We start from the raw sequence: 21257 nt of genomic DNA on the forward strand, positions 1-21257 counted from the left end.
TTTCACTTTCAACTTAAACCACCAATAGAATAGATCACTGACGTTGCAGCAGGATATTATATATTTCTAAGGTTATTATATAATACTACCAACGGTAAAAGTGCTACCCCACAAGCACATAATTGCCGGGAAAGACATACACACGGATTCAATAATTTATAACGACTAATACATATTTAAATTAAACAAACTGTAATGAAGAAAAAATTCATCCCAGGTCTGCTTCTTTTGGCGCTTACTGCCGGAGGATTCAGCACGTTTACTTCATGTAAGGATACAGACGAAGATCTGTATACCAACCTTCGCGGTGAGCAGGTTAGCCTTCAGGCTGCTCTCGATGCCCTGAAGGACAAACTTACCAACTGCAGTTCAAACTGCCAGAGCGAAATCCAGCGTCTTGAAGCACTTATCAATGGCAAGCCTCATTACACAGAATCTGAGATTAAGGGTTGGATTACTGAGCTCACCAATCAGTATGCAACTCAGGATGCTCTAACACAGCTTGCCAATCGTGTTGCAGCTCTTGAAGGTAAAGAACCCGGAGGAAACGACCAGTTCAAGCCTGAAGATGTTGCAACTCTTACCGATCTTATCGCTATCGCTAACCAGCTCAAAGCATTAGTAGGTGAAAACGGAACTATAGCAAACCTTTCGACTGAAATCGCCAATCTTGAAAAGATTCTCAACGGCGACGGAACTAATCCCGGCCTCATCTCTACTGTCGACGGTCTTGCAAAATGGTTTGAAAATATCGGTCTTACAGTTGAAGAATTCCAGACTTACGTAAAGCAAGGTGAATTTATCTTCAATAATAAGACTGCCCTTGAAACTCTTGTAAGACTCCAGAACGAAGGAACTCTTAACGAGAACGCTCTCAAGGCTCTTAATGAAGTCTATGCTGACCTCGCAGGCATCCAAGAGATGTACAATACAATCTGGAATGGTGCTGAAGCTCCTGCCGACGGATGGTGGAACTACGCAGAGGTTATGCAGAACATCAAGAACAACTCTGCTGCCATCGCTGAACTTCAGAACGATGTTGACGCTATCTTCAACCGTCTCAACGACTTGGTAACAAGCCTCATCCTCCAGTCTGCATCAAACCACCTCTACGGTACATTCAACACACCCTTCGGCATCAACTCAATGGTGCTCATGGCCAACTTCGGTCACCTCGCTACTCAGGCTGAATCATTCCCTGTTTCGACTGCCAAGGATATGGGTGCAGAATGCTACTCTGACTCAAACATCGACTGGTCTTCAATCACATCTGACAAGTATGACCTGAATTCAACAGTTCTCGCCTATACTGTCAACAACGGTCAGGCTACTCTCGGTAACCTCTGGTTTACTGTAAACCCCGGAACTGTCAACCATCTCGACAAGGCCGGTTTCGCACTCGTCAACAGCCGTGAAGAAGTTTCAAAAGTAAACCTCGTTGACATCACTAAGGACGACGAAACTCTCATCAAGTTCGGTGTTAACTCAAACTCTCGTGCAGCAGGCAACGGCAATGGTCTCTACCGCGCTGAAGCTACCGTAGCCCTCGACGACCTCGACGCTATCAAGGTCAACATCGAATCAGGTCTCGCACAGTCACTCAAAGACGCTGTCAAGAACCACACTGCAGCCGACATGGCTCACCTTCTCAAGGCTATCTACAGCCAGCTCCAGAACGTATGCGACGCTAACGCACTCCGCTACACTTACGAAGCTGTTACCGGCAAGAACGAACAAGGCTACACCAAGGTTGAGCAGAAGGTTTATTCTAACTACGGTCTTGCTGCAACTGCCTTCAAGCCCCTCTCGTTCGCTACCCTCAAGGGCGAATCGTTCCGTCACCTCCCCACTATTTCGCCTATTGAAATCGACAAGTCACTCGTTGACCTCAACCTCAAGCCCTTCGAAATCGGCAATGTATCACTTGACGTAGAACTCGACCTCGGCAAGATTGAATTTGACGAAGTTGGTGAAACTATCATCGAAGTCAAAGTTCCTTCTAAGTTCGATCCTATTACCGGTGAAGCTACTGAATATACTACTGAAAAGGTAAATATCACTAAAGACCTTCAGCAGATTGTCGACAAACTTCAGGCTTCTGTTAACGAATGGTTCGAAGGCAAGGTTGGCGAACCCAGCCTCAACGAAAAGCTCCAGCAGCAGATCGAAGCAGCTGTCGACGCAGCATTCAACGGTCCTGACGGTCTTATCGCAAGCATCGAAAATCAGGTTAACGACATGATGGGCAGCATTCAGGATAAGCTCGACAACCTCGTTGACGACATCAACAACGACTACATCAACAAGGTCAACAAGCTCATCGACAAGTACAACTCTGTTGCTAACCGCATCAACAAGATGCTCGACGATCCCAACCACTATCTCCAGAGCGTAATGTTCCTCCGCAAGGCCGACGGCAACCTCGGTTTCCTCAGCACCGACTCTAAGCAGCCCTCACAGTTCAAGGGTAACGGCGAAGCTATCGAGCTTTGGGCCACTACCTACAACTTCGAGACTGTCTGCCCCGCATTCAAGAAGATTGTCGGCGTTGTCAAGGTTACTGACAAGAACGGCAATGAAAGAACTGACCTCAAGAATGCTGCTAACGCAAGCATGGCTAAGGTTCTCGACGGTCGCGTAAACCGCGTGGCTCTCGACGTTCGCGGCGCCAAGGGTGGTGTCTTCACCTACGAAATCGCTTATCAGGCAATGGACTTCACCGGTCACACTTCAACTGTTAAGTGCTACGTACAGGTAATCCGCTAATCGAATCGTCAAGGCTCAAATCTTTAGAAAACTAAAAACATGAAAATTAATAAGTTATTTCTAACAGCCTCACTCGCCCTCTGTGCAGCCTTCACGGCTAACGCACAGGAGGCGCAGGAGGAGACAGAATATGTCTTCCAGCCCCACTGGTATGTCCAAGGACAGGTTGGTATGCAGGAGACCTTGGGAGAAACCAGCTTCGGCAAACTCGCATCGTTCAACGCACAGGTTGGTGTAGGCTACCGCTTCAACCCCGTACTCGGCGCACGCCTCATCTTCAACGGCTGGACCTCTAAGGGTTCAATCGAAGTTGACGGCAAGCGTTCTGACTGGAAGTGGAACTACGTAGCTCCCACCGTCAACGCCACTGTTGACCTCGTTAACCTCATCGGCGGTTTCAACCCCGAGCGTCCCGTCAATGCCGGCATCTTCGCCGGTATCGGCGCTAACATCGCAGCCCGCAACGGCGAAGCCAACGACGTAAACAACGCCCTCAAGGCAAGCGTCTATGGCGATCTCGACGCTGCTGCCCGCCCCAATGTGCTCCGCAACATCTGGACCGGCACAAAGGCTCGCTTCGTAGGTCAGTTCGGCGTATATGCTGACTACAACCTCACCAGCAACATCAAACTCGGCCTCGAACTTCAGGCCAACGTCCTCCCCGACGGCTACAACTCAAAGAAGGCAGGCAACGCCGACTGGTATTTCAACGGCCTCGTAGGCGTGAAGTATGCTTTCGGAACAACCTTCAACAAGCAGAAACGCAAAAAGTGCTGCGCAGCTACAGCCGAACCCAAGATCATCGAAAAGATCGTGGAAGTTCCCGTAGAGAAGATCGTAGTCAAGGAAGTGATCAAGGAAGTGCCCGCACCCCTCACCCGCGACGTATTCTTCAAGATCTCTACCATCAAGATTACAAAGGACGAAATGTATAAGGTGGCTGAAGTTGCCCGCTACATGAAGGCCAACCCCTCGACCAAGGTAACCGTTACCGGTTATGCCGACAAGGGCACAGGCTCAATGAAGCTCAACCTCCGTCTCTCGGCTCAGCGCGCCGAAGCAGTTGCCAACGCTCTTATCAAGGAACATGGCATCGCTTCTGACCGCATCACAGTCAAGAGCATGGGTGAAGTAGAGGACCAGCCCTACTCAACTCCCGCCCAGAACCGTGTTGCAATCTGCATCGTTGAATAATCCACGATTCAGACACACATAAAACCCTCTGTATCGGGGCTGTGCCGAAAATGGCACAGCCCCGATTTTTAACATAGATTTCTTTCGGTTTAGTATTTTTTGTCGTAATTTTGCAACTCGAAAAAAAATATTCTTTGACATTTTTTTAATTTACCCATCTCCGATTTAGAAATGAAGAAACTCATCACAACATTCGTCGCCACAGCTATAGCTCTCTCCGCCTCGGCTAAGATTGAAGGTGACGGATACTACCGCGTCCAGAACTACAAGACCGGACGTTACATCTACGTACTTGACGACAAAGGCGAACTCAACTTTCAGGCAACGACAGCCGAACTCGGAGCACTCCAGCTCTATAAGAACTATGAAAATACCATCTCAGACCCATCGACAATCATCTATGTAAAGGACCTCAACGGCAAAAATCAGGATTTTGACCTCCAGACACAGGGGACCGGAGTGAAAACAATCATCGACTACCCCGTCAGCATCCGCCTTGCCAATGCCAAGCTCGGCACTTACATGGTCTTCGGACGCAACAGCGGCATGACACGCTACATCGGCGACGCCACCGAGTCGGACTCCGAGCGCGGATATGTCACCTCGATGGGCAACGGCGATTATTTCCGCTGGTATTTCCACCCCGTCACCACAGACGAAGACAACTATTTCGGCATCCTTCCCGAGTTCAATGACGGCAACGACTTCTATGCCTCGCTCTATGCCGACTTCCCCTTCTCATGCCATTCAGAGGGAATGACCGTATATTACGTGACATCATATGCCGACGGAGTCGCATATATCTATCCTATCGAAGGCACAGTGGCCAAGGGAACACCGGTCATCGTCAAGTGCTCGTCGCCCTTCACTGCCGGCAACAAGCTCAGTCTCGGTGGCGAGGCTGCCCCCGTCAGCTCAAACAAGCTCAAAGGTGTCTACTTCAACAACACCAGCCTTCTTCACAAGAATCTCACTCCAAATGATCCCGAGACTATGCGAGTGCTCGGTAGACTCTCCGACGGCTCGATCGGCTTCGTGAAAAGCACTGAAGTCAACCTGCCTCGCAACAAGGCATATCTCGTAGTCCCCGCAGGCTCGCCCGATGAAATCAGAATGGAAGTCGCAAGCTCAGGCATCACCGACATTACAGCCGACAGCAACGCCGCAACCATCAGCGTCAACGGTCTCGATGTCTACGTAGAGGGTGCAGCCGTGGCTGAAATCTACAGCGTCACCGGCCAGCTTATCGCACGTGGCAACGGAAACGGACATCTGTCAGTCCCGACCCCCGGCATCTATATCGTCAAAGCCGGAACAACCGTCCGCAAAATCATGGCACGCTAAACTCCTGCCGGAATAAACCGGAGGATAAAAAAATATCTAAACAACGCAGGATGAAATAACATTTTTCAGTTATTTCATCCTGCGTCGTTTAGTTAAAATAACCTACACGGAAGGCTGACGGTTAAGAGTGTGTAAAAAATTTATTGTTAATTTTTTAACAGCCCCAATCATATCTCCGGAAAACCCGACGGCGTATGCATGCGTTTTACCAACATGAAAATAATATCAGCCGCGCTTGCAGCAACGGTCGTGACAGCATCGTGCGCAGGCATAACAGACAAACACCTACAGACTATGGACAACGGAAATAATACGACAGACAACGTAAAGACAATCTATTTCGCAGGCGGATGCTTCTGGGGCACGGAACACTTCTTCAAGCAAATCGACGGAGTGGTCGGCACGGAGGTGGGCTATGCCAACAGCATTGTCCCCGACCCTACCTACAAGGAAGTATGCTCCGGACGCACGATGGCGGCCGAAGGCGTAAAGGTGGAGTATGACAGCTCGCGCGTCAGCCTCCCTGCGCTGATACAGCTCTATTTCATGACCATCGACCCCACGTCGGTCAACCGTCAGGGCAACGACCGGGGGACACAGTATCGCACGGGCATCTACTACACCAATGACAGGCAGCAGCACACGGCGCTCGCCGAAATCGCAAAGGAGGCGCAGCTCCACCGCCTCCCGATAGCCGTCGAGGTGAAGAAACTTCAGAACTTCTATCCGGCCGAAGAATATCATCAGGACTATCTCGACAAGAATCCGGGAGGGTATTGCCACATAGACCCGCGATTGTTTGAAGTGGCACGGCGCGCGTCGAAACCGCGGCAGGCCGATGTCGACCCTTCGGCCTACAGCCGCCCCGACAACACTCAGCTGCGCTCGCGGCTGACAGCCGTGCAGTATGCCGTCACTCAGGAAAGCGCCACAGAGCCGCCATTCCGCAACGAGTATTTCGACAATCATGAGAAAGGAATCTACGTCGATGTCACCACCGGCGAGCCACTCTTCGTGTCGACCGACAAGTTTGACTCCGGCTGCGGATGGCCGAGCTTCTCGCGTCCTATAAGCGACGATGTGATAGTCGAGACGAGAGACCTCAGCCACGGAATGGACCGCACGGAAGTCAGAAGCCGTGTCGGCGACGCGCATCTCGGCCATGTGTTCCCCGATGGGCCTAAAGAGCGCGGAGGAATGCGATATTGCATCAACAGCGCGTCGCTCCGCTTCATCCCGCTCGACAGGATGGAGGCCGAAGGCTATGGCGCATATATCCCGCTCGTCAGATAGAGGCGGAAACCGCCTGAGCTGATTGACTCACGGAGCAATAAAAAAGCCTGCGGTCCCTTTTGGGGTCGCAGGCATTGATATAATATAAGAACTATCGTTAGATTGGTTGCAAAGTTATGACAATTTCCGTTGTCATGCAAGCAACCGACGCTTATCGCTATGATTTTTTAAGCTCCGAGGAACTTGTCGACAAGACCCTTGACATGCTCGGTGGTGAAACCGAACTTCTCGTCAAGCACCTTGTAGGGAGCGGAAGCGCCGAAGTGGTCGAGACCGAACACCATGCCGTCGGCTCCCACGATTTCGCGGAGTGTCGAGGGAAGGCCTGCGGTGAGACCGAAAGCGGGAACGCCGGGAGTCATGACCGATTTGCGGTAGTCGGCATCCTGAAGGAAGAAGAGGCCGAGCGAGGGAACTGAAACCACGCGGGCTTTCTTGCCTTCGGCAGCGAGCTTTTCGGCAACCTCGCAGAGAAGCGACACTTCCGAGCCGTTTGCAACGAGGATCACATCGGGATTCTCAGCCTCGACAACGGTGTAGCCACCCTTGCGGCATCCTGCGTTTGCCTCGGCAAAGCGGTCGCCTGAAGCGGCGGGAAGGTCGGGGAGATTCTGGCGCGAGAGCACGAGAGCCGAAGGAGTCTTGAAGTTCTCCATAGCCATCGCCCATGCCACAGAAGTCTCGGCGGCATCGGCTGGACGAAGCACGAGCATAGAAGGCTCGCCGTTAAAGTTGCGGAGCTCTTCCATGAGGCGGAGTTGGGCTTCCTGCTCGACGGGTTCATGGGTCGGGCCGTCCTCGCCGACACGGAATGCGTCGTGAGTCCAGATATACTTCACGGGGAGTTCCATGAGGGCTGCCATACGTACTGCGGGCTTCATGTAGTCGCTGAACACGAAGAATGTGCCGCATGCACCAATGACACCGCCGTGGAGGGCGATACCGTTCATCACGGCTGCCATAGTGAGCTCTGAAACGCCTGCGTGGAGGAATGCGCCTGAGAAGTCACCGTTGGTAAACGGATGGGTCTTCTTGAGGAATGCGTCGGTCTTGTCGGAGTTTGCAAGGTCGGCTGAAGAAACAATCATGTTGTTGACCTTCTCGGCAAGCACACCGAGGACATCGGCCGAAGCCTGACGCGATGCGATGTTGGGCTTGTGGGGGATGGCCTTCCAGTCGATTTCAGGAAGCTCGTTGTTGAGGAATGTGTGGAGTTCCTTGGCGAGTTCGGGGTTTGCGGCTTCCCAAGCGGCCTGCTCGGCACGCTTTGCCTTGACGATTTCGCGAAGCTCTGCACGGCGTGCGTCGTAGAGCGCCTTCACGTCGTCGAAAATCACCCAAGGATTCTCGGGATCTGCGCCGAGGTTCTTCATTGTTGCGGCATAGTCCGCGCCCGAAGCGCTCAGAGGCTGTCCGTGGGTTGAGCACTGGCCCTCGAAGTTAGAGCCGTCAGCCTTAACGACGCCCTTGCCCATGACTGTATGGCCGATGATGAGGGTCGGACGTTCCTTCTCGCCCTGTGCAGCCACGATGGCTTCGGCGATTTCCTTGGGATCGTTGCCGTTGATTTCAATCACATTCCAGTTCCATGCACGGTATTTTGCTGCAACGTCCTCGCAGTCCACAGCGTCGACCATAGTAGAAAGCTGCACACGGTTGCTGTCGTAGAACATGATGAGATTGTGGAGACCGAGGTAGCCTGCGAGACGGCCTGCGCCCTGAGAGATTTCTTCCTGAATACCGCCGTCGGAAATGAAAGCGTAGGTCTTGTGGCTCATCCACTCGCCGAAACGTGCGGTCATGAAACGCTCTGCGATCGCACATCCAACTGCCATAGTGTGGCCCTGTCCGAGAGGACCGGAAGTGTTTTCAACGCCACGCTCGGGATGGAGCTCGGGGTGACCGGGAGTCGGAGATCCCCACTGGCGGAACTGTTCGAGCTCAGCCATTGTATAGTGACCGAAGAGGGCGAGCACGCTGTAGAGCATAGGCGACATGTGACCGGGATCAAGGAAGAAACGGTCACGGCCAAGCCACTTGCCGTCGTCAGGGTCGGTGATGAGGAATTGCGAGTAGAGCACATTGACAAAGTCAGCGCCTCCCATAGCGCCACCGGGGTGTCCGGATTTTGCTTTTTCAACCATAGAGGCAGCGAGAATACGGATATTGTCGGCTGCGCGGTTAATTGCTGTCAGATTCATGGGTTTAATTTATATTATTAAAATCGTTAAAGTTTATACATGAAGATTTTTCGGTATGCAGAGAGTAGTGCAAATATACAAATATTCGTTGAAATAACAGTAGAAAACAGTCAATATGATATAAATAAGAATCTATTTGAGCTATTCACGGTCAATATGAAAACGAATTCCCTGTCGTGACGACAAGGAATTCGACACACAATAGTAACAAATAATAGATGCACCGCTTTTCACAAAGAGGATTATCACCTATGCCTTGATTCCGGGATTCGACGGAATCATATTTTTTCTGCCGGATTCTTCAGGCTTCGGCCAATGTTTCCGCTCCGTCGCGGCAAACGGCAAATAAGGAGGGGGCTTCGGACAGCGACATCGAAATGCGCACATCCTATATGCTCGTTAGTTGAAGCCCCCTGAAAAAGAGAGAAGCCGGAGCAGCGAGCATCCTGCACTGGCCTTCGACGGGGACATAGAAACACATCGAAGCCCAAACGGACATCTCATCAGAAAATATCGTTATGGTCAAGCACGACAATTCGTCCTGTAAAGACAGGCGCGATTACGACAGACGCGACGCACCTCCTGCAATCAAAAGCAGGGGCTGTGACCCGAACACCGTAAAATTTTCCTGCGGAGCACAATGGGGGGATTGTAAGAAGAACCGAACCGGACTTGCCGGCTGAATTGTCAGGGCATAGTAAATGAGAGGAAGTAGACAGGAGATCCGCACAATCCTCTTGACGGCGGAATGGAACGTTGCAGTAGAGTCGAGCAGAGTAGATTAGAACTTAATACATATTATATTTATATGTTATATCTGTAGATAGTAATCAGCTTTCGCGTCTTATGTTGAGGTTTTGGTAAATTTATGTTTATATTAACAAAATCGTCCTTTTCCCAAAGAATGCCCACCCGTCGAGTCAGATTCAGGATGGCAGATGAACAGTCTATCGGTGAAAGTTGACAAAACAGCGACACAAAATTAAAAAAAATGTTGACGAATTGACAACATTTTTAGCGGATAAATTTTTCAAAAAATGAGCTCTCAGCATGCCTGAATGCCTTTTTGAAGAAAAAACACGAAATTCAAGCGACTTTTGAGTTATTTTTTTCATCTGTCACTCCACTGAAATCTCATTCATGGCAAAAGGGATGAAAAAGCATGCCGGAAAACATATTTTATAAACAAAGAAAATCAAAAAAGAATCATTAACTTTGCTCAACCATAGTTTTCAACATTTCTGTTTTTACTTAAAGTCAAATTTCTAAGATAAAAATTTTAAGTTCATAAATAAAACAAATCTATTCTACCTAAACGTAATGGAAACGACTCCAAAAAACAATGCACGGATAGTGGCCATAGTCGTGATGTTCTTCATCTACGCCATGATCTCGTTCGTGACCAACCTTGCAGCCCCGATCGGCACGATATGGGGATATCAGTTCGAAGGCAATTCAGTGCTCGGCATGATGGGCAACATGATGAACTTCCTTGCCTATCTGTTTATGGGAATCCCGGCCGGCAACATGCTCGTCCGCATCGGCTACAAAAAGACAGCCCTCTGGGCGCTGGCCGTCGGCGTTGTCGGACTCTTTGTCCAATTCCTTTCGAGCACCGTCGGGACTGAAACCGTGGTTACAACATTCTCGTCGACCAATGCCGAAGGCATTGCGACCACATTCCCGATTACCCTTAACTTCTTTATCTATCTCCTCGGCGCGTTCATCTGCGGTTTCTGCGTCTGCATGCTCAACACCGTGGTCAACCCGATGCTCAACCTCCTCGGCGGAGGCGGCAACCGTGGCAACCAGCTTCTGCAGTTCGGCGGCGCGCTCAACTCTCTTTCGGGCACTCTCACACCTCTCTTCGTGGGTATGCTCATCGGTGTGCTCAGCAAGCAGACCCAGATCGGAGCTGTCAACCCGCTGCTCTTTCTTGGCATAGGCATCTTTGCCGTGGCTTTTGTCATCCTTTGCTTCGTCTCTATCCCCGAGCCTAATCTCAGCACCGGCCGTAAGATCAAATACAGCCACTCGCCTTGGAATTTCCGCCATACGGTGCTTGGTGTCATCGGTATCTTCTTCTATGTGGGCATCGAAATCGGCATCCCCGGCACTCTTAACTTCTATCTTGCCGACCAGAGCGCAAACGGTGCGGGCGTCGAGGGACAGGCTTCGGCCATTGCAGGTGCGATTGTTGCCGTCTACTGGCTTTTCATGCTGATCGGACGTACGCTGTCGGGCTTCATCAGCGGTTCGGTTTCGTCGCGCAGCCAGCTCATCGCAGTGTCGTCGACAGCCATTATCCTCATTATCCTCGCTATCTTCATTCCAAAGACCACTACCTTCCCTGTGCCTGAATTCCTCTATGAAGGTGGCGCACAAGTGCCTGTGAGCGCATTCCTGCTGATTCTTTGCGGTCTGTGCACATCAATCATGTGGGGCGGTATCTTCAACCTCGCAGTCGAGGGCCTCGGCAAGTACACAGCTCAGGCTTCCGGTATTTTCATGATGATGGTGGTCGGCGGCGGCGTTATGCCTCTGATTCAAAATGCCATTGCCAAAGCAAGCGGCTATATGACTTCTTACTGGCTTGTAGTGGCAATGCTTGCCTACCTGCTTTACTACGGCCTTATCGGTAGCAAGAATGTCAACACTGACATTCCTGTAAACGAAGAAGCGCCCGATGCGCTGAATCTCTGATAACAGCAAATCACATAATATCCTGTAAGGAGATTTCCGACAAGATATTGATATTGACAAAAAGTCGCCTCGTCCGTCAGATGACAGACGAGGCGACTGAATTTTTATGTCCACACGAAGCATTTTATGTCTATACGGAGTTTTATGTCCATACGATGTTTTATGTCCCACGAGCCCGGAGAGAGGCGGCTCAATCGTTGATGCCATCGTCAAGCGGACTGCGGCGCGACGGGATTTTTGTCGGGCGCGGACGCGTGGATTTTCGCCGGGATGGCTTTAGGGTCGATGAGCTGCCGGCCGGTTGCCTGCATGAAGCTGTATCCGGTATGGCAATCGTATCGACAGTACACACCGCAGGGGTGGCAATAGCCTGCTCAGAGGCCTCAAAAGCGTTTCTGACGAGCAGATAGAGTGTCAGGAGTGTCAAGACTATTATAAGCACAAAGAGCCCTCTGCGCTCGCCTGCAGTGAATCTTCCCATAGTGTTATCGGTTTCTATATATAGATTTGTAAAAACGGCTAAGACACAGGAATAACACGATTGTGTGTGTAGCAGAGCCATAAGGTCTGTAAAAAAGGAAATCATCGCCGGAATCCTGAGGAATCCGACGATGATTTTCAATTATCCTGTGATATATCTTGCGCGGAAGATTATTCAGCGGCGGGTGCTTCAGCAGCGTTAGCCTTACCGCCACGACGTGAACGACGGGTGCGGGTTGACTTCTTGGCGCCGTTGTCCTTAAGCATGTTTTCGTTGTAGTCAACGAGTTCGATGAAGCAAGTCTTGGCGTTGTCACCGAGACGGTTGCCGGTCTTAAGGATGCGGGTGTAACCACCGGGGCGGTTAGCAATCTTCTGAGCGATTTCGCGGAAGAGTTCAGTCACGGCCTCTTTGTTCTGGAGGTGAGCGAAGACGAGGCGACGGTTGGGAGTGCTGTCTTCCTTAGCGCGGTTGATGAGGGGCTCAGCATAGACGCGGAGTGCCTTGGCCTTGGCGAGAGTGGTGAAGATGCGCTTGTGCATGATCAGCGAAATCGTCATGTTGGCGAGCAGAGCGTCGCGATGAGCCTTCTTGCGACTGAGGTGATTGAATTTTTTATTGTGTCTCATCGTTATAATTACTCTTTATCAAGTTTATATTTTGAAATGTCCATTCCGAACGACAAATTGAGGTTGGCAAGGAGCTCATCGAGTTCGGTGAGTGACTTCTTACCGAAGTTACGGAATTTCAGGAGGTCGGTCTTGTTAAAGACCACCAGTTCACCAAGGGTCTCGACCTCGGCGCTCTTGAGGCAGTTGAGTGCGCGGACAGAGAGGTCCATATCCACGAGCTTGCTCTTGAGGAGCTGGCGCATGTGGAGCACTTCTTCATCAAATTCTTCTTCACCGTCAGTCTCGTCCGTTTCAAGAGTAATCTTTTCGTCGGAGAAGAGCATGAAGTGATAGATGAGGATTTTTGCTGCTTCCTTAAGAGCGTCTTTCGGAAGGATTGATCCGTCGGTTGTGATTTCAAGGGTGAGCTTGTCGTAGTCGGTCTTCTGGTCGACACGGAAGTTCTCCACTGTATATTTCACGTTCTGGATGGGGGTGTAGATAGAGTCGATAGCGAGGACATCGATTGCATCATTTGCATTGCGGTTTTCCTCGGCGGGAACCCATCCACGCCCTTTGTTGATGGTAAGATCAATAGTGAAGCTGGCGCTCGGATCCAAATGACAAATCACAAGGTCGGGATTAAGGACTTCGAATCCTGTAAGACCTTTGCTAATGTCACCGGCTGTGAACTCTTCCTGACCTGACACAGTGATGGTAGCCTTTTCAAAGTCGGTATCTTCAACCGTCTGCTTAAGGTTGACTTTTTTGAGGTTAAGAATGATGTTTGTGACATCTTCCTTTACGCCGGGGATAGTGTCAAACTCGTGTCTTACCCCATCGATGCGAATCGACGAGATAGCAAAACCTTCGAGCGAGGAGAGAAGTATGCGACGCAGGGCGTTGCCAATGGTTATACCATATCCCGGTTCCAATGGCTTAAACTCAAATTTACCGAATTGATTGTCGGCTTCCAACATGAGGACTTTGTCGGGTTTCTGGAATGCTAATATAGCCATGGATCTTAATTTAATGATTATTTAGAATACAACTCGACGATAAGCTGCTCTTTGATGTTCTCAGGGATATCTTCACGGGCGGGAACGTGGAGGAACTTACCGGCCTTAAGGCTTTCGTCCCATTCCAGCCAAGGATATTTGCTGTGATTGAAACCGGCGAGTGCGTCGGCAATTACTTCGAGAGACTTTGATTTTTCGCGTACACCGATAACATCACCGGGCTTAACTGCATAAGAAGCGATGTTAACCACCTTGCCGTTAACGACGATGTGGCGGTGAAGCACGAGCTGGCGGGCTGCTGCACGGGTGGGAGCGATTCCGAGACGATAAACTACGTTGTCGAGACGGCCTTCAAGAAGCTGAAGGAGGATCTCACCGGTGATACCCTTAGCGCGCGATGCTTTGTCGAAAAGGTTGTGGAACTGCTTTTCAAGCACGCCGTAGGTGTATTTTGCTTTCTGCTTTTCGCGAAGCTGGACACCGTATTCAGAAGTTTTTCTTCTCTTGTTGAGTCCGTGCTGGCCCGGGGGATAGTTTTTCTTGGCGAGGACTTTATCTTCACCGAAGATGGGTTCGCCAAATTTACGGGCGATTTTGGTGCGGGGACCTGTGTATCTTGCCATTTTTGTGTTTGTTTGAAATTGTCTGTCTCAGATTCCTTGAGTTCCGAACGCGACAGGCTTTCGTGACAGCCGCGACCATAGAGAGGTGAAAAAAAATATGGTCTATTTCACTAATAGCCGGTCACCGGGGGTCGGACCGGGATGATATCTGGCATCATTCCTTGGTTAAGAATCCTTTGCGGAGACTGCGGGGAATCGGGACTAATGTAAAATTGATGAATCAAAATTTACTTTTATGTTCAGCATGCAATCGGCTTCTCAAATAATCGTATGAAAGTTAAGAGCGGGAAGCGTTGATGCTGACAGCGGTGAAGCGTATTATACGCGACGACGCTTGGGAGGACGGCATCCGTTGTGGGGAAGCGGAGTTACGTCAACGATTTCAGTAACTTCGATGCCTGCACCGTGAACTGTACGGATAGCTGATTCGCGACCGTTACCGGGACCTTTGACATAGGCCTTCACCTTGCGGAGACCGAGGTCATAGGCAACTTTCGCACAGTCCTGAGCTGCCATCTGAGCAGCGTAGGGAGTGTTCTTCTTAGAGCCACGGAATCCCATCTTGCCTGCAGAGGACCATGAGATAACCTGACCTTCAGAGTTGGCTAAGCACACAATGATGTTGTTGAAAGACGAGTGAACGTGAAGCTGACCGGCGGCGTCGACCTTAACGTTTCTTTTCTTAGCTGCGACTGTCTTTTTTGCCATGTTGATTTATTATTTAGTAGCTTTTTTCTTGTTAGCAACAGTTTTCTTGCGACCCTTGCGAGTACGGGCGTTGTTCTTGGTGCTCTGGCCACGCACGGGGAGACCGTTACGATGACGGATGCCACGGTAGCAACCGATGTCCATGAGACGCTTGATGTTGAGCTGGATTTCGCTGCGAAGGTCACCCTCCACCTTGTAATCGCTGCCGATTACTTCGCGAACCTTGGCTGCCTGATCGTCGCTCCAGTCCTTAACCTTGATATTCACGTCCACGCCAGCCTTTCCAAGGATTGTCTTGGCTGCGCTGCGTCCGATACCAAAAATATAGGTCAGGGCGATTTCACCTCTTTTGTTTTGGGGGAGGTCAACTCCCACGATTCTTACTGCCATATAATAATTTGATTACTTGACTAAAATTTTTGCAAAGGTAATACTTTTTTGCTGACTGCGAAGCGGTTGAGCGACTATTTAAAACACTTATTAGGAATCATTGAGAAATATTAACTAATAGGAGTCTATAATAGAGCTATCCGCTTCGCCGGACAGCTCATTAGCCTTGACGCTGCTTGTATTTGGGGTTTTTCTTGTTGATGACGTAAAGACGTCCCTTGCGGCGCACGATTTTGCTATCGGGAGTGCGCTTTTTAACAGAAGCTCTTACTTTCATTGCTTATCAGTGTATTGAAGATGATTATTGTTTCTTTTGATGATTTTGGGAGATTCCTCGCCGGATTATTTGTAGCGGAAGGCGATGCGTCCCTTCGAAAGGTCGTAGGGCGACATTTCGACTTTCACTTTGTCGCCGGGAAGAATCTTGATGTAATGCATGCGCATCTTGCCTGAAATGTGGGCTGTGATTTCATGACCGTTTTCAAGTTCGACACGGAACATAGCATTCGATAATGCTTCGACGATAGTGCCGTCAAGTTCGATTGCTGCCTGTTTTGCCATATCTGTGATTTTGGTTTCAACAATTGATTTTAAATGCTAAATGAATTTATCTCCGAGTGCCTCCTCGATATAGTCGAATGTGGTCAGGATGCGCGGGCCGGCGGGATCGATGGCAATCGTGTGCTCGTAGTGAGCCGAGGGCTTGCGATCCTTCGTGCGGCATTGCCAGCCGTCTTTCTCGATGACAATATTGCGGCTTCCGAGATTGATCATCGGCTCGATGCAGATACACATGCCTTTTTTCAAGACAGGGCCTACGCCACGACGTCCGTAGTTGGGGACTTCGGGGTCTTCGTGCATCTTGCGTCCGATACCATGTCCGCACATCTCGCGGACAACAGTGTAGCCATGGCGTTCGCAATAGGTCTGAACCGCATTGGCGATGTCGCCTATGCGTTTTCCTTCCTGAGCTGCCGCGATGCCTTTGTAGAGCGATTCCTTGGTGGTCTTGCAGAGGGCAAGCACTTCGGGAGCGACTTCGCCGACGGGGAAGGTGTAACACATGTCTCCGTTGTAGCCGTCAAGCTCGACGACGGTGTCGATTCCGACAATGTCGCCGTCGCGCAGTTCGTAGCCGGAGGGGAATCCGTGGACGACGGTTTCATTGACTTCAATACAGAGAGTGCCGGGAAATCCGCCATAACCGAGGCAGGCGGGCTTGCCGCCATTGTCGCGCATGAATTCCCTTGCGATATTGTCGAGGTGACGGGTAGTCACGCCCGGAGCCACCCACTTGGCGATTTCGCCAAGTGTGCGGCTCACAAGCGTGCATGCCTGTTGCACTTTTTCGATTTCTTCGGGTGTCTTAAGATAAATCATTTATCTAATGAAAAAATCTGCGGTAATCGAGTTAATGGCATTAATATGCCGAGCCGGTTGTGCGGCCCTTGATCTTGCCGTCCTTCATAAGGCCGTCATAGTGGTGCATCATGAGGTGGCTCTCGATCTGCTGGAGAGTGTCGAGCACGACACCTACAAGAATCAGAAGCGATGTTCCGCCGAAGAACTGTGCGAAGTTCTGGCTGATGCCGAAGAATCGCGCGAAGGCGGGGAGGATAGCCACAATGCCGAGGAAGATAGATCCGGGAAGAGTGATGCGCGACATGATAGAGTCGAGATACTCAGCGGTCTTCTTGCCGGGCTTGACACCGGGAATGAAGCCATTGTTGCGCTTCATGTCTTCGGCCATCTGGGTGGGACGCACTGTGATGGCAGTGTAGAAGTATGTGAAGGTTACAATGAGGATGAAGTAAACAAGATTGTACCAGAAGCCATTGATATCAGAGAAGGCGGCGTAGAATCCGGATGAACCTTCAGAGCTGCCGAAGCCTGCGAGGGTAATCGGGATGAACATGATTGCCTGTGCGAAGATGATAGGCATCACACCGGCAGCGTTGACCTTCAAAGGTATATACTGGCGAGCACCTCCGTACTGACGGTTGCCGACGATACGCTTGGCGTATTGTACGGGCACTTTGCGTGTTCCCTGAACGAGAAGCACAGCGCCGACAGTCACAGCGAAGAGGAGTACGATCTCGACTACGAACATAATCAGACCGCCCTGACTTCCGGTAGCACCGGGAAGACGGCTGGTGAATTCATAGAAGAGTGCTCCCGGGAGACGGGCAATGATACCTACAAGGATGATGAAGGAGATACCATTGCCGATACCGCGATCCGTGATGCGCTCGCCGAGCCACATGATGAACATAGAGCCGGCGGCAAGGATTACAGTCAGGAAGGCTAATGTCCAAAAGCCCATGTGGGCGCCGCCAGTGGCGGCACTCACCTGGACTTGGAGATTTACAAGATATGCAGGACCCTGAAGCAGCAGAATGAGCACAGTCAGGTAACGGGTGTACTGACTGAGTTTCTGACGGCCGCTTTCGCCTTCGCTCTGCATCTTCTGGAAAGAAGGGAGAACCATGCCGAGCAACTGAATCACGATGGACGCAGTGATGTAGGGCATGATGCCGAGAGCGAAGATCGAAGCCTGAGAGAACGCGCCTCCTGAGAACATGTCAAGAAGCTGCATCAGACCGCTCTTGTTGGTGAACTTCGACAGAGCGTCGAGATCTTCGGGCGAGATGCCGGGAAGCACGACGTAGCAGCCGAGACGGTAAACGAGCACCAACAGAAGAGTGACGAGAATGCGTTTTCTCAGTTCTTCAATGGTCCAGATGTTACGAATTGTTTCAATAAATCTCATTTCGAGGAGAAGGGGGATTAAATTTTATTGATAGAGCCTCCGGCTTCAACAATAGCCTTCTCGGCAGCTGCAGAGAATGCGTTTGCTTCAACGGTGAGCTTTTTGGTGAGCTTGCCGTTAGCAAGAATCTTGACGGGCTGCTTGCCATTGATGAGACCTGCTGCGATGAGATCTGCAACGCCGATTTTCTCGAGGTTTGCAGAATTTGCAAGGTTTTCGAGGTCAACGAGGTTGACAGCCTTGTATTCAGTGCGAGACAGGGGTTTGAAACCGAATTTGGGGAGTCGACGCTGAAGAGGCATCTGACCACCTTCGAAGCCTATCTTACGGCTGTAGCCTGAACGGGACTTTGCACCTTTGTGACCACGGGTAGATGTTCCACCCTTGCCTGAACCGGCGCCACGACCGATGCGGGTTTTCTTCTGTACAGAGCCTACAGCGGGTTTTAAATTGCTTAAATCCATAGTTGTGTTGATGATTTTTAGAAATTAGGCGTTGGTCACTTCTACCAAGTGGCGTACTGCTTTAACCATACCCATCACAGAGGGAGTGTCTTCAAGAACTACCGAGTGATGCATTTTTCTCAAGCCGAGAGCATCAAGTGTACGCTTCTGTACGGCAGGAGCGTTGATGCGGCTCTTAATCTGGGTGATTTTAATTTTTGCCATCTGATATATGGAGATTAGCCGTTAAACACTTGTTCGATAGAGATACCACGGTTCTGGGCAACCTGTGCGGGTGAGCGCATTTCGCCGAGAGCGGCGATGGTAGCCTTGACGAGGTTGTGGGGGTTGGAAGAGCCCTTTGACTTTGCAAGGACGTCGGTGATTCCGACGCTTTCAAGCACGGCACGCATCGCACCACCGGCCTTAACACCAGTACCGTGGCTTGCGGGCTTGAGGATTACGCGAGAACCGCCGAATTTTGCAAACTGTTCGTGGGGGATAGTGCCACGGTGAACGGGAACCTTGATAAGATTCTTCTTAGCGGCTTCAACACCCTTGGCGATGGCAGCCTGAACTTCATTAGCTTTGCCGAGGCCCCAACCTACGATGCCGTTTTCATTACCAACGACAACGATGGCTGCGAATGTAAAGGTGCGGCCACCCTTGGTCACCTTGGTAACGCGGTTGATGGCAACCAGACGATCCTTGAGTTCGAGATCGTTAGTAGACTTTACTTTATTATTCTTATTTGCCATATCTTATTAGAATTTAAGACCGCCCTTGCGTGCGGCGTCAGCCAATGATTTTACTCTGCCATGGAAAAGGTAGCCGTTACGGTCGAAAACGACTTCAGTGACACCTGCAGCGATGGCTTTCTGAGCGATAGCCTCGCCAACCTTGGCTGCAATTTCACACTTAGTGCCCTCTTCGATGCCCTTTGACGAAGTTGCGCAAATGGTCACGCCTGCGAGGTCGTCGATGAGCTGGACATAGATCTGCTTGTTGCTGCGGAAAACCGACATGCGGGGACGTGCGGCGGTGCCGGAAATCTTGCCACGGATACGGGCTTTGATTTTATTTCTACGTTGTATCTTAGAAACCATTGTTTTAATCAATTTAATTATTTAGCACTTGCCGACTTACCCGACTTGCGACGGATAATTTCGCCCACAAACTTGATACCTTTGCCCTTGTAGGGTTCGGGCTTGCGGAGTGAACGGATCTTGGCACACACCTGTCCGAGGAGCTGCTTGTCGTCGCTCTCAAGGATGATGAGAGGATTCTTGTTACGCTCGCTCTTGGCTTCAACCTTGACTTCGGGCGGAAGCTTGATATATATGGCGTGTGAGTAACCAAGCGAAAGCTCAAGCACCTGACCGGTGGCGGCGGCGCGGTAACCCACACCAACTAATTCCATTTCCTTGCGATAGCCTGTAGAAACGCCGACAATCATGTTGTGGATGAGGGCGCGATAGAGGCCGTGCTGAGCGCGGTGCTCGCGGTCATCGCTGGGACGGGTCACTGTGAGGTGGCCGTCTTCAACCTTCACTTCGAGGTCGGGGTTTACGTTCTGGGTGAGTGTGCCCTTGGGGCCTTTTACGGTTACTACATTATCCTTGTCGACGGTGACAGTGACACCTGCGGGGATTTCAATGGGAGCTTTACCTATACGTGACATAATTATGTATCCTCCTTATTGATTAGTAAACGTAGCAAAGGACCTCGCCACCAATCTTAAGGTCGCGGGCCTTTTTGTTAGTCATCACACCCTTCGAGGTTGAGAGGATGGCGATGCCGAGTCCGTTCAACACACGAGGCATATCTTTGTAGCCGGTATAACGGCGGAGACCGGGACGAGACACGCGCTCAAGGCTCTTGATTGCGTTGACCTTGTCAACCGGATCATACTTGAGGGCGATCTTGATTGTGCCCGCTGGATTTTCGCTTTCCTCAAATTTGTAGTTGAGGATGTAGCCTTGTTCGAAGAGAATCTTGGTGATCTCTCGCTTCAAGTTTGAGGCAGGAATCTCTACCACACGGTGGTTGGCTTTGATTGCATTTCTCAATCTTGTCAGATAATCTGCTATAGGATCAGTCATTTTGAAAAATGTTTAAATTGATTGGGATTTTCCCAACAATATTTAATACTCACTGTGATTCTTTAGGAGTGTAATGAGGATGAGAGGTTGGAGGTTGCGATGATTGGTCGGAAGCCGGGGGAGCGCTGCGCTCGTGAGATTGCTGTGGTGTTCCTTTCTGTCGGACGGCCGCGGGCCTTGGTACTGCGGGATTATGGAGTAACTTTGAGTGACCGCGGACTCCGCTTAGAGGTAACGACTCTCGAGCCGTCGGACTATCAGGAAACGTTTGCAGGATCTGTGGAAGCTTCAATGGCTGTCATCGACGGGCCATCCAGCGACCGGCATATGGACTGGGGCTTACCAAGAAGCTTTCTTCACACCGGGGATGAGACCGGCTGAAGCCATTTCGCGGAACTGAATACGTGAAATGCCGAACTGACGCATGTAGCCTTTGGGACGACCGGTGATTGAGCAACGGTTGTGGAGGCGTACGGTAGAAGCGTTCTTCGGAAGGAGCTGGAGACCTTCGTAGTCGCCGGCGGCCTTGAGTTCGGCTTTCTTCTTGGCATACTTGGCAACGAGCTTAGCGCGTTTTACCTCGCGTGCCTTCATTGATTCTTTTGCCAT

At 50.6% G+C, this 21257-nt stretch carries 23 protein-coding genes; 5 read left to right on the forward strand and 18 right to left on the reverse strand.

Annotated elements, in window-relative coordinates; translation table 11 throughout:
* Positions 1-195 precede the first annotated feature (195 nt).
* From QZ311_RS06735 to msrB, 4 genes are all read left to right on the forward strand, one after another.
* A complete protein-coding gene (locus tag QZ311_RS06735) occupies positions 196-2766 on the forward strand; it encodes a hypothetical protein (RefSeq protein ID WP_297065819.1) in 2571 nt (856 codons plus the stop codon).
* 39 nt (positions 2767-2805) lie between these two features.
* Entirely contained in the window at positions 2806-3960 is a 1155-nt protein-coding gene (locus tag QZ311_RS06740) for an OmpA family protein (protein ID WP_297065822.1), read from the forward strand.
* Positions 3961-4131: 171 nt separating this feature from the next.
* On the forward strand, positions 4132-5304 hold the full coding sequence (locus tag QZ311_RS06745; protein ID WP_297065825.1) for a hypothetical protein: 1173 nt from the start codon (positions 4132-4134) through the stop codon (positions 5302-5304).
* Positions 5305-5598: 294 nt separating this feature from the next.
* Complete coding sequence (gene msrB / locus QZ311_RS06750) at positions 5599-6597, forward strand: peptide-methionine (R)-S-oxide reductase MsrB (RefSeq protein WP_297065871.1); 999 nt, start codon at positions 5599-5601, stop codon at positions 6595-6597.
* Positions 6598-6764: 167 nt separating this feature from the next.
* Here the strand turns inward: msrB and QZ311_RS06755 are convergent, their stop codons facing one another.
* Complete coding sequence (locus QZ311_RS06755; protein WP_297065828.1) at positions 6765-8798, reverse strand: transketolase; 2034 nt, start codon at positions 8796-8798, stop codon at positions 6765-6767.
* Positions 8799-10118: 1320 nt separating this feature from the next.
* On the opposite strand from QZ311_RS06755, the gene QZ311_RS06760 reads away from it, so the two are divergent.
* A complete protein-coding gene (locus QZ311_RS06760; RefSeq protein ID WP_297065831.1) occupies positions 10119-11501 on the forward strand; it encodes an MFS transporter in 1383 nt (460 codons plus the stop codon).
* Between the two features lie 190 nt (positions 11502-11691).
* On the opposite strand, the gene QZ311_RS06765 is transcribed toward QZ311_RS06760, so the two are convergent.
* The 17 genes from QZ311_RS06765 to rpsN form a co-directional block, all read right to left on the reverse strand.
* Positions 11692-11982, reverse strand: coding sequence for a hypothetical protein (locus QZ311_RS06765; RefSeq protein ID WP_297065833.1), 291 nt, complete (start codon positions 11980-11982; stop codon positions 11692-11694).
* A gap of 170 nt (positions 11983-12152) precedes the next feature.
* Positions 12153-12611, reverse strand: a complete 459-nt coding sequence (rplQ, locus tag QZ311_RS06770; protein WP_297065835.1) for a 50S ribosomal protein L17 — start codon at positions 12609-12611, stop codon at positions 12153-12155.
* Between the two features lie 8 nt (positions 12612-12619).
* Entirely contained in the window at positions 12620-13612 is a 993-nt protein-coding gene (locus QZ311_RS06775; protein WP_123615492.1) for a DNA-directed RNA polymerase subunit alpha, read from the reverse strand.
* Between the two features lie 17 nt (positions 13613-13629).
* The gene (gene rpsD, locus QZ311_RS06780; protein ID WP_123615525.1) at positions 13630-14235 is read right to left on the reverse strand and encodes a 30S ribosomal protein S4; all 606 of its coding nucleotides are present in this window, start codon (positions 14233-14235) and stop codon (positions 13630-13632) included.
* 318 nt (positions 14236-14553) lie between these two features.
* The gene (rpsK, locus tag QZ311_RS06785; protein WP_107031234.1) at positions 14554-14943 is read right to left on the reverse strand and encodes a 30S ribosomal protein S11; all 390 of its coding nucleotides are present in this window, start codon (positions 14941-14943) and stop codon (positions 14554-14556) included.
* A gap of 9 nt (positions 14944-14952) precedes the next feature.
* On the reverse strand, positions 14953-15333 hold the full coding sequence (gene rpsM, locus QZ311_RS06790; RefSeq protein WP_123615493.1) for a 30S ribosomal protein S13: 381 nt from the start codon (positions 15331-15333) through the stop codon (positions 14953-14955).
* A 160-nt stretch (positions 15334-15493) separates the two neighbouring features.
* Positions 15494-15610 (reverse strand): 50S ribosomal protein L36, encoded by a 117-nt coding sequence (gene rpmJ, locus QZ311_RS06795; protein WP_016562612.1) that lies wholly within the window; start codon positions 15608-15610, stop codon positions 15494-15496.
* A 65-nt stretch (positions 15611-15675) separates the two neighbouring features.
* A complete protein-coding gene (gene infA / locus QZ311_RS06800) occupies positions 15676-15894 on the reverse strand; it encodes a translation initiation factor IF-1 (RefSeq protein ID WP_107031232.1) in 219 nt (72 codons plus the stop codon).
* Positions 15895-15930: 36 nt separating this feature from the next.
* The gene (map, locus tag QZ311_RS06805) at positions 15931-16713 is read right to left on the reverse strand and encodes a type I methionyl aminopeptidase (protein WP_297065843.1); all 783 of its coding nucleotides are present in this window, start codon (positions 16711-16713) and stop codon (positions 15931-15933) included.
* A 40-nt stretch (positions 16714-16753) separates the two neighbouring features.
* A complete protein-coding gene (gene secY, locus QZ311_RS06810) occupies positions 16754-18103 on the reverse strand; it encodes a preprotein translocase subunit SecY (RefSeq protein WP_297065846.1) in 1350 nt (449 codons plus the stop codon).
* Between the two features lie 17 nt (positions 18104-18120).
* Entirely contained in the window at positions 18121-18567 is a 447-nt protein-coding gene (rplO, locus tag QZ311_RS06815) for a 50S ribosomal protein L15 (protein ID WP_297065849.1), read from the reverse strand.
* A 24-nt stretch (positions 18568-18591) separates the two neighbouring features.
* A complete protein-coding gene (gene rpmD, locus QZ311_RS06820) occupies positions 18592-18771 on the reverse strand; it encodes a 50S ribosomal protein L30 (protein WP_123615497.1) in 180 nt (59 codons plus the stop codon).
* A gap of 14 nt (positions 18772-18785) precedes the next feature.
* A complete protein-coding gene (rpsE, locus tag QZ311_RS06825) occupies positions 18786-19304 on the reverse strand; it encodes a 30S ribosomal protein S5 (protein ID WP_123615498.1) in 519 nt (172 codons plus the stop codon).
* Positions 19305-19310: 6 nt separating this feature from the next.
* Positions 19311-19652, reverse strand: a complete 342-nt coding sequence (rplR, locus tag QZ311_RS06830; protein ID WP_297065854.1) for a 50S ribosomal protein L18 — start codon at positions 19650-19652, stop codon at positions 19311-19313.
* A gap of 17 nt (positions 19653-19669) precedes the next feature.
* Positions 19670-20227 (reverse strand): 50S ribosomal protein L6, encoded by a 558-nt coding sequence (gene rplF, locus QZ311_RS06835; protein ID WP_297065857.1) that lies wholly within the window; start codon positions 20225-20227, stop codon positions 19670-19672.
* Between the two features lie 22 nt (positions 20228-20249).
* A complete protein-coding gene (gene rpsH / locus QZ311_RS06840; RefSeq protein WP_123615501.1) occupies positions 20250-20648 on the reverse strand; it encodes a 30S ribosomal protein S8 in 399 nt (132 codons plus the stop codon).
* Between the two features lie 339 nt (positions 20649-20987).
* Positions 20988-21257 (reverse strand): 30S ribosomal protein S14, encoded by a 270-nt coding sequence (gene rpsN / locus QZ311_RS06845; protein ID WP_123615502.1) that lies wholly within the window; start codon positions 21255-21257, stop codon positions 20988-20990.

It is taken from the genome of uncultured Duncaniella sp. (assembly GCF_910578445.1).
Classification (GTDB): Bacteria; Bacteroidota; Bacteroidia; order Bacteroidales; family Muribaculaceae; genus Duncaniella.

What these genes read in the sequence shown, in the direction of transcription:
- QZ311_RS06735 (WP_297065819.1), top strand. Translation starts at nt 196, where the DNA reads ATGAAGAAAAAATTCATCCCAGGTCTGCTTCTTTTGGCGCTTACTGCC.
- QZ311_RS06740 (WP_297065822.1), top strand. Translation starts at nt 2,806, where the DNA reads ATGAAAATTAATAAGTTATTTCTAACAGCCTCACTCGCCCTCTGTGCA.
- QZ311_RS06745 (WP_297065825.1), top strand. Translation starts at nt 4,132, where the DNA reads ATGAAGAAACTCATCACAACATTCGTCGCCACAGCTATAGCTCTCTCC.
- msrB (WP_297065871.1), top strand. Translation starts at nt 5,599, where the DNA reads ATGGACAACGGAAATAATACGACAGACAACGTAAAGACAATCTATTTC.
- QZ311_RS06755 (WP_297065828.1), bottom strand. Translation starts at nt 8,798, where the DNA reads ATGAATCTGACAGCAATTAACCGCGCAGCCGACAATATCCGTATTCTC.
- QZ311_RS06760 (WP_297065831.1), top strand. Translation starts at nt 10,119, where the DNA reads ATGGAAACGACTCCAAAAAACAATGCACGGATAGTGGCCATAGTCGTG.
- QZ311_RS06765 (WP_297065833.1), bottom strand. Translation starts at nt 11,982, where the DNA reads ATGGGAAGATTCACTGCAGGCGAGCGCAGAGGGCTCTTTGTGCTTATA.
- rplQ (WP_297065835.1), bottom strand. Translation starts at nt 12,611, where the DNA reads ATGAGACACAATAAAAAATTCAATCACCTCAGTCGCAAGAAGGCTCAT.
- QZ311_RS06775 (WP_123615492.1), bottom strand. Translation starts at nt 13,612, where the DNA reads ATGGCTATATTAGCATTCCAGAAACCCGACAAAGTCCTCATGTTGGAA.
- rpsD (WP_123615525.1), bottom strand. Translation starts at nt 14,235, where the DNA reads ATGGCAAGATACACAGGTCCCCGCACCAAAATCGCCCGTAAATTTGGC.
- rpsK (WP_107031234.1), bottom strand. Translation starts at nt 14,943, where the DNA reads ATGGCAAAAAAGACAGTCGCAGCTAAGAAAAGAAACGTTAAGGTCGAC.
- rpsM (WP_123615493.1), bottom strand. Translation starts at nt 15,333, where the DNA reads ATGGCAGTAAGAATCGTGGGAGTTGACCTCCCCCAAAACAAAAGAGGT.
- rpmJ (WP_016562612.1), bottom strand. Translation starts at nt 15,610, where the DNA reads ATGAAAGTAAGAGCTTCTGTTAAAAAGCGCACTCCCGATAGCAAAATC.
- infA (WP_107031232.1), bottom strand. Translation starts at nt 15,894, where the DNA reads ATGGCAAAACAGGCAGCAATCGAACTTGACGGCACTATCGTCGAAGCA.
- map (WP_297065843.1), bottom strand. Translation starts at nt 16,713, where the DNA reads ATGATTTATCTTAAGACACCCGAAGAAATCGAAAAAGTGCAACAGGCA.
- secY (WP_297065846.1), bottom strand. Translation starts at nt 18,103, where the DNA reads ATGAGATTTATTGAAACAATTCGTAACATCTGGACCATTGAAGAACTG.
- rplO (WP_297065849.1), bottom strand. Translation starts at nt 18,567, where the DNA reads ATGGATTTAAGCAATTTAAAACCCGCTGTAGGCTCTGTACAGAAGAAA.
- rpmD (WP_123615497.1), bottom strand. Translation starts at nt 18,771, where the DNA reads ATGGCAAAAATTAAAATCACCCAGATTAAGAGCCGCATCAACGCTCCT.
- rpsE (WP_123615498.1), bottom strand. Translation starts at nt 19,304, where the DNA reads ATGGCAAATAAGAATAATAAAGTAAAGTCTACTAACGATCTCGAACTC.
- rplR (WP_297065854.1), bottom strand. Translation starts at nt 19,652, where the DNA reads ATGGTTTCTAAGATACAACGTAGAAATAAAATCAAAGCCCGTATCCGT.
- rplF (WP_297065857.1), bottom strand. Translation starts at nt 20,227, where the DNA reads ATGTCACGTATAGGTAAAGCTCCCATTGAAATCCCCGCAGGTGTCACT.
- rpsH (WP_123615501.1), bottom strand. Translation starts at nt 20,648, where the DNA reads ATGACTGATCCTATAGCAGATTATCTGACAAGATTGAGAAATGCAATC.
- rpsN (WP_123615502.1), bottom strand. Translation starts at nt 21,257, where the DNA reads ATGGCAAAAGAATCAATGAAGGCACGCGAGGTAAAACGCGCTAAGCTC.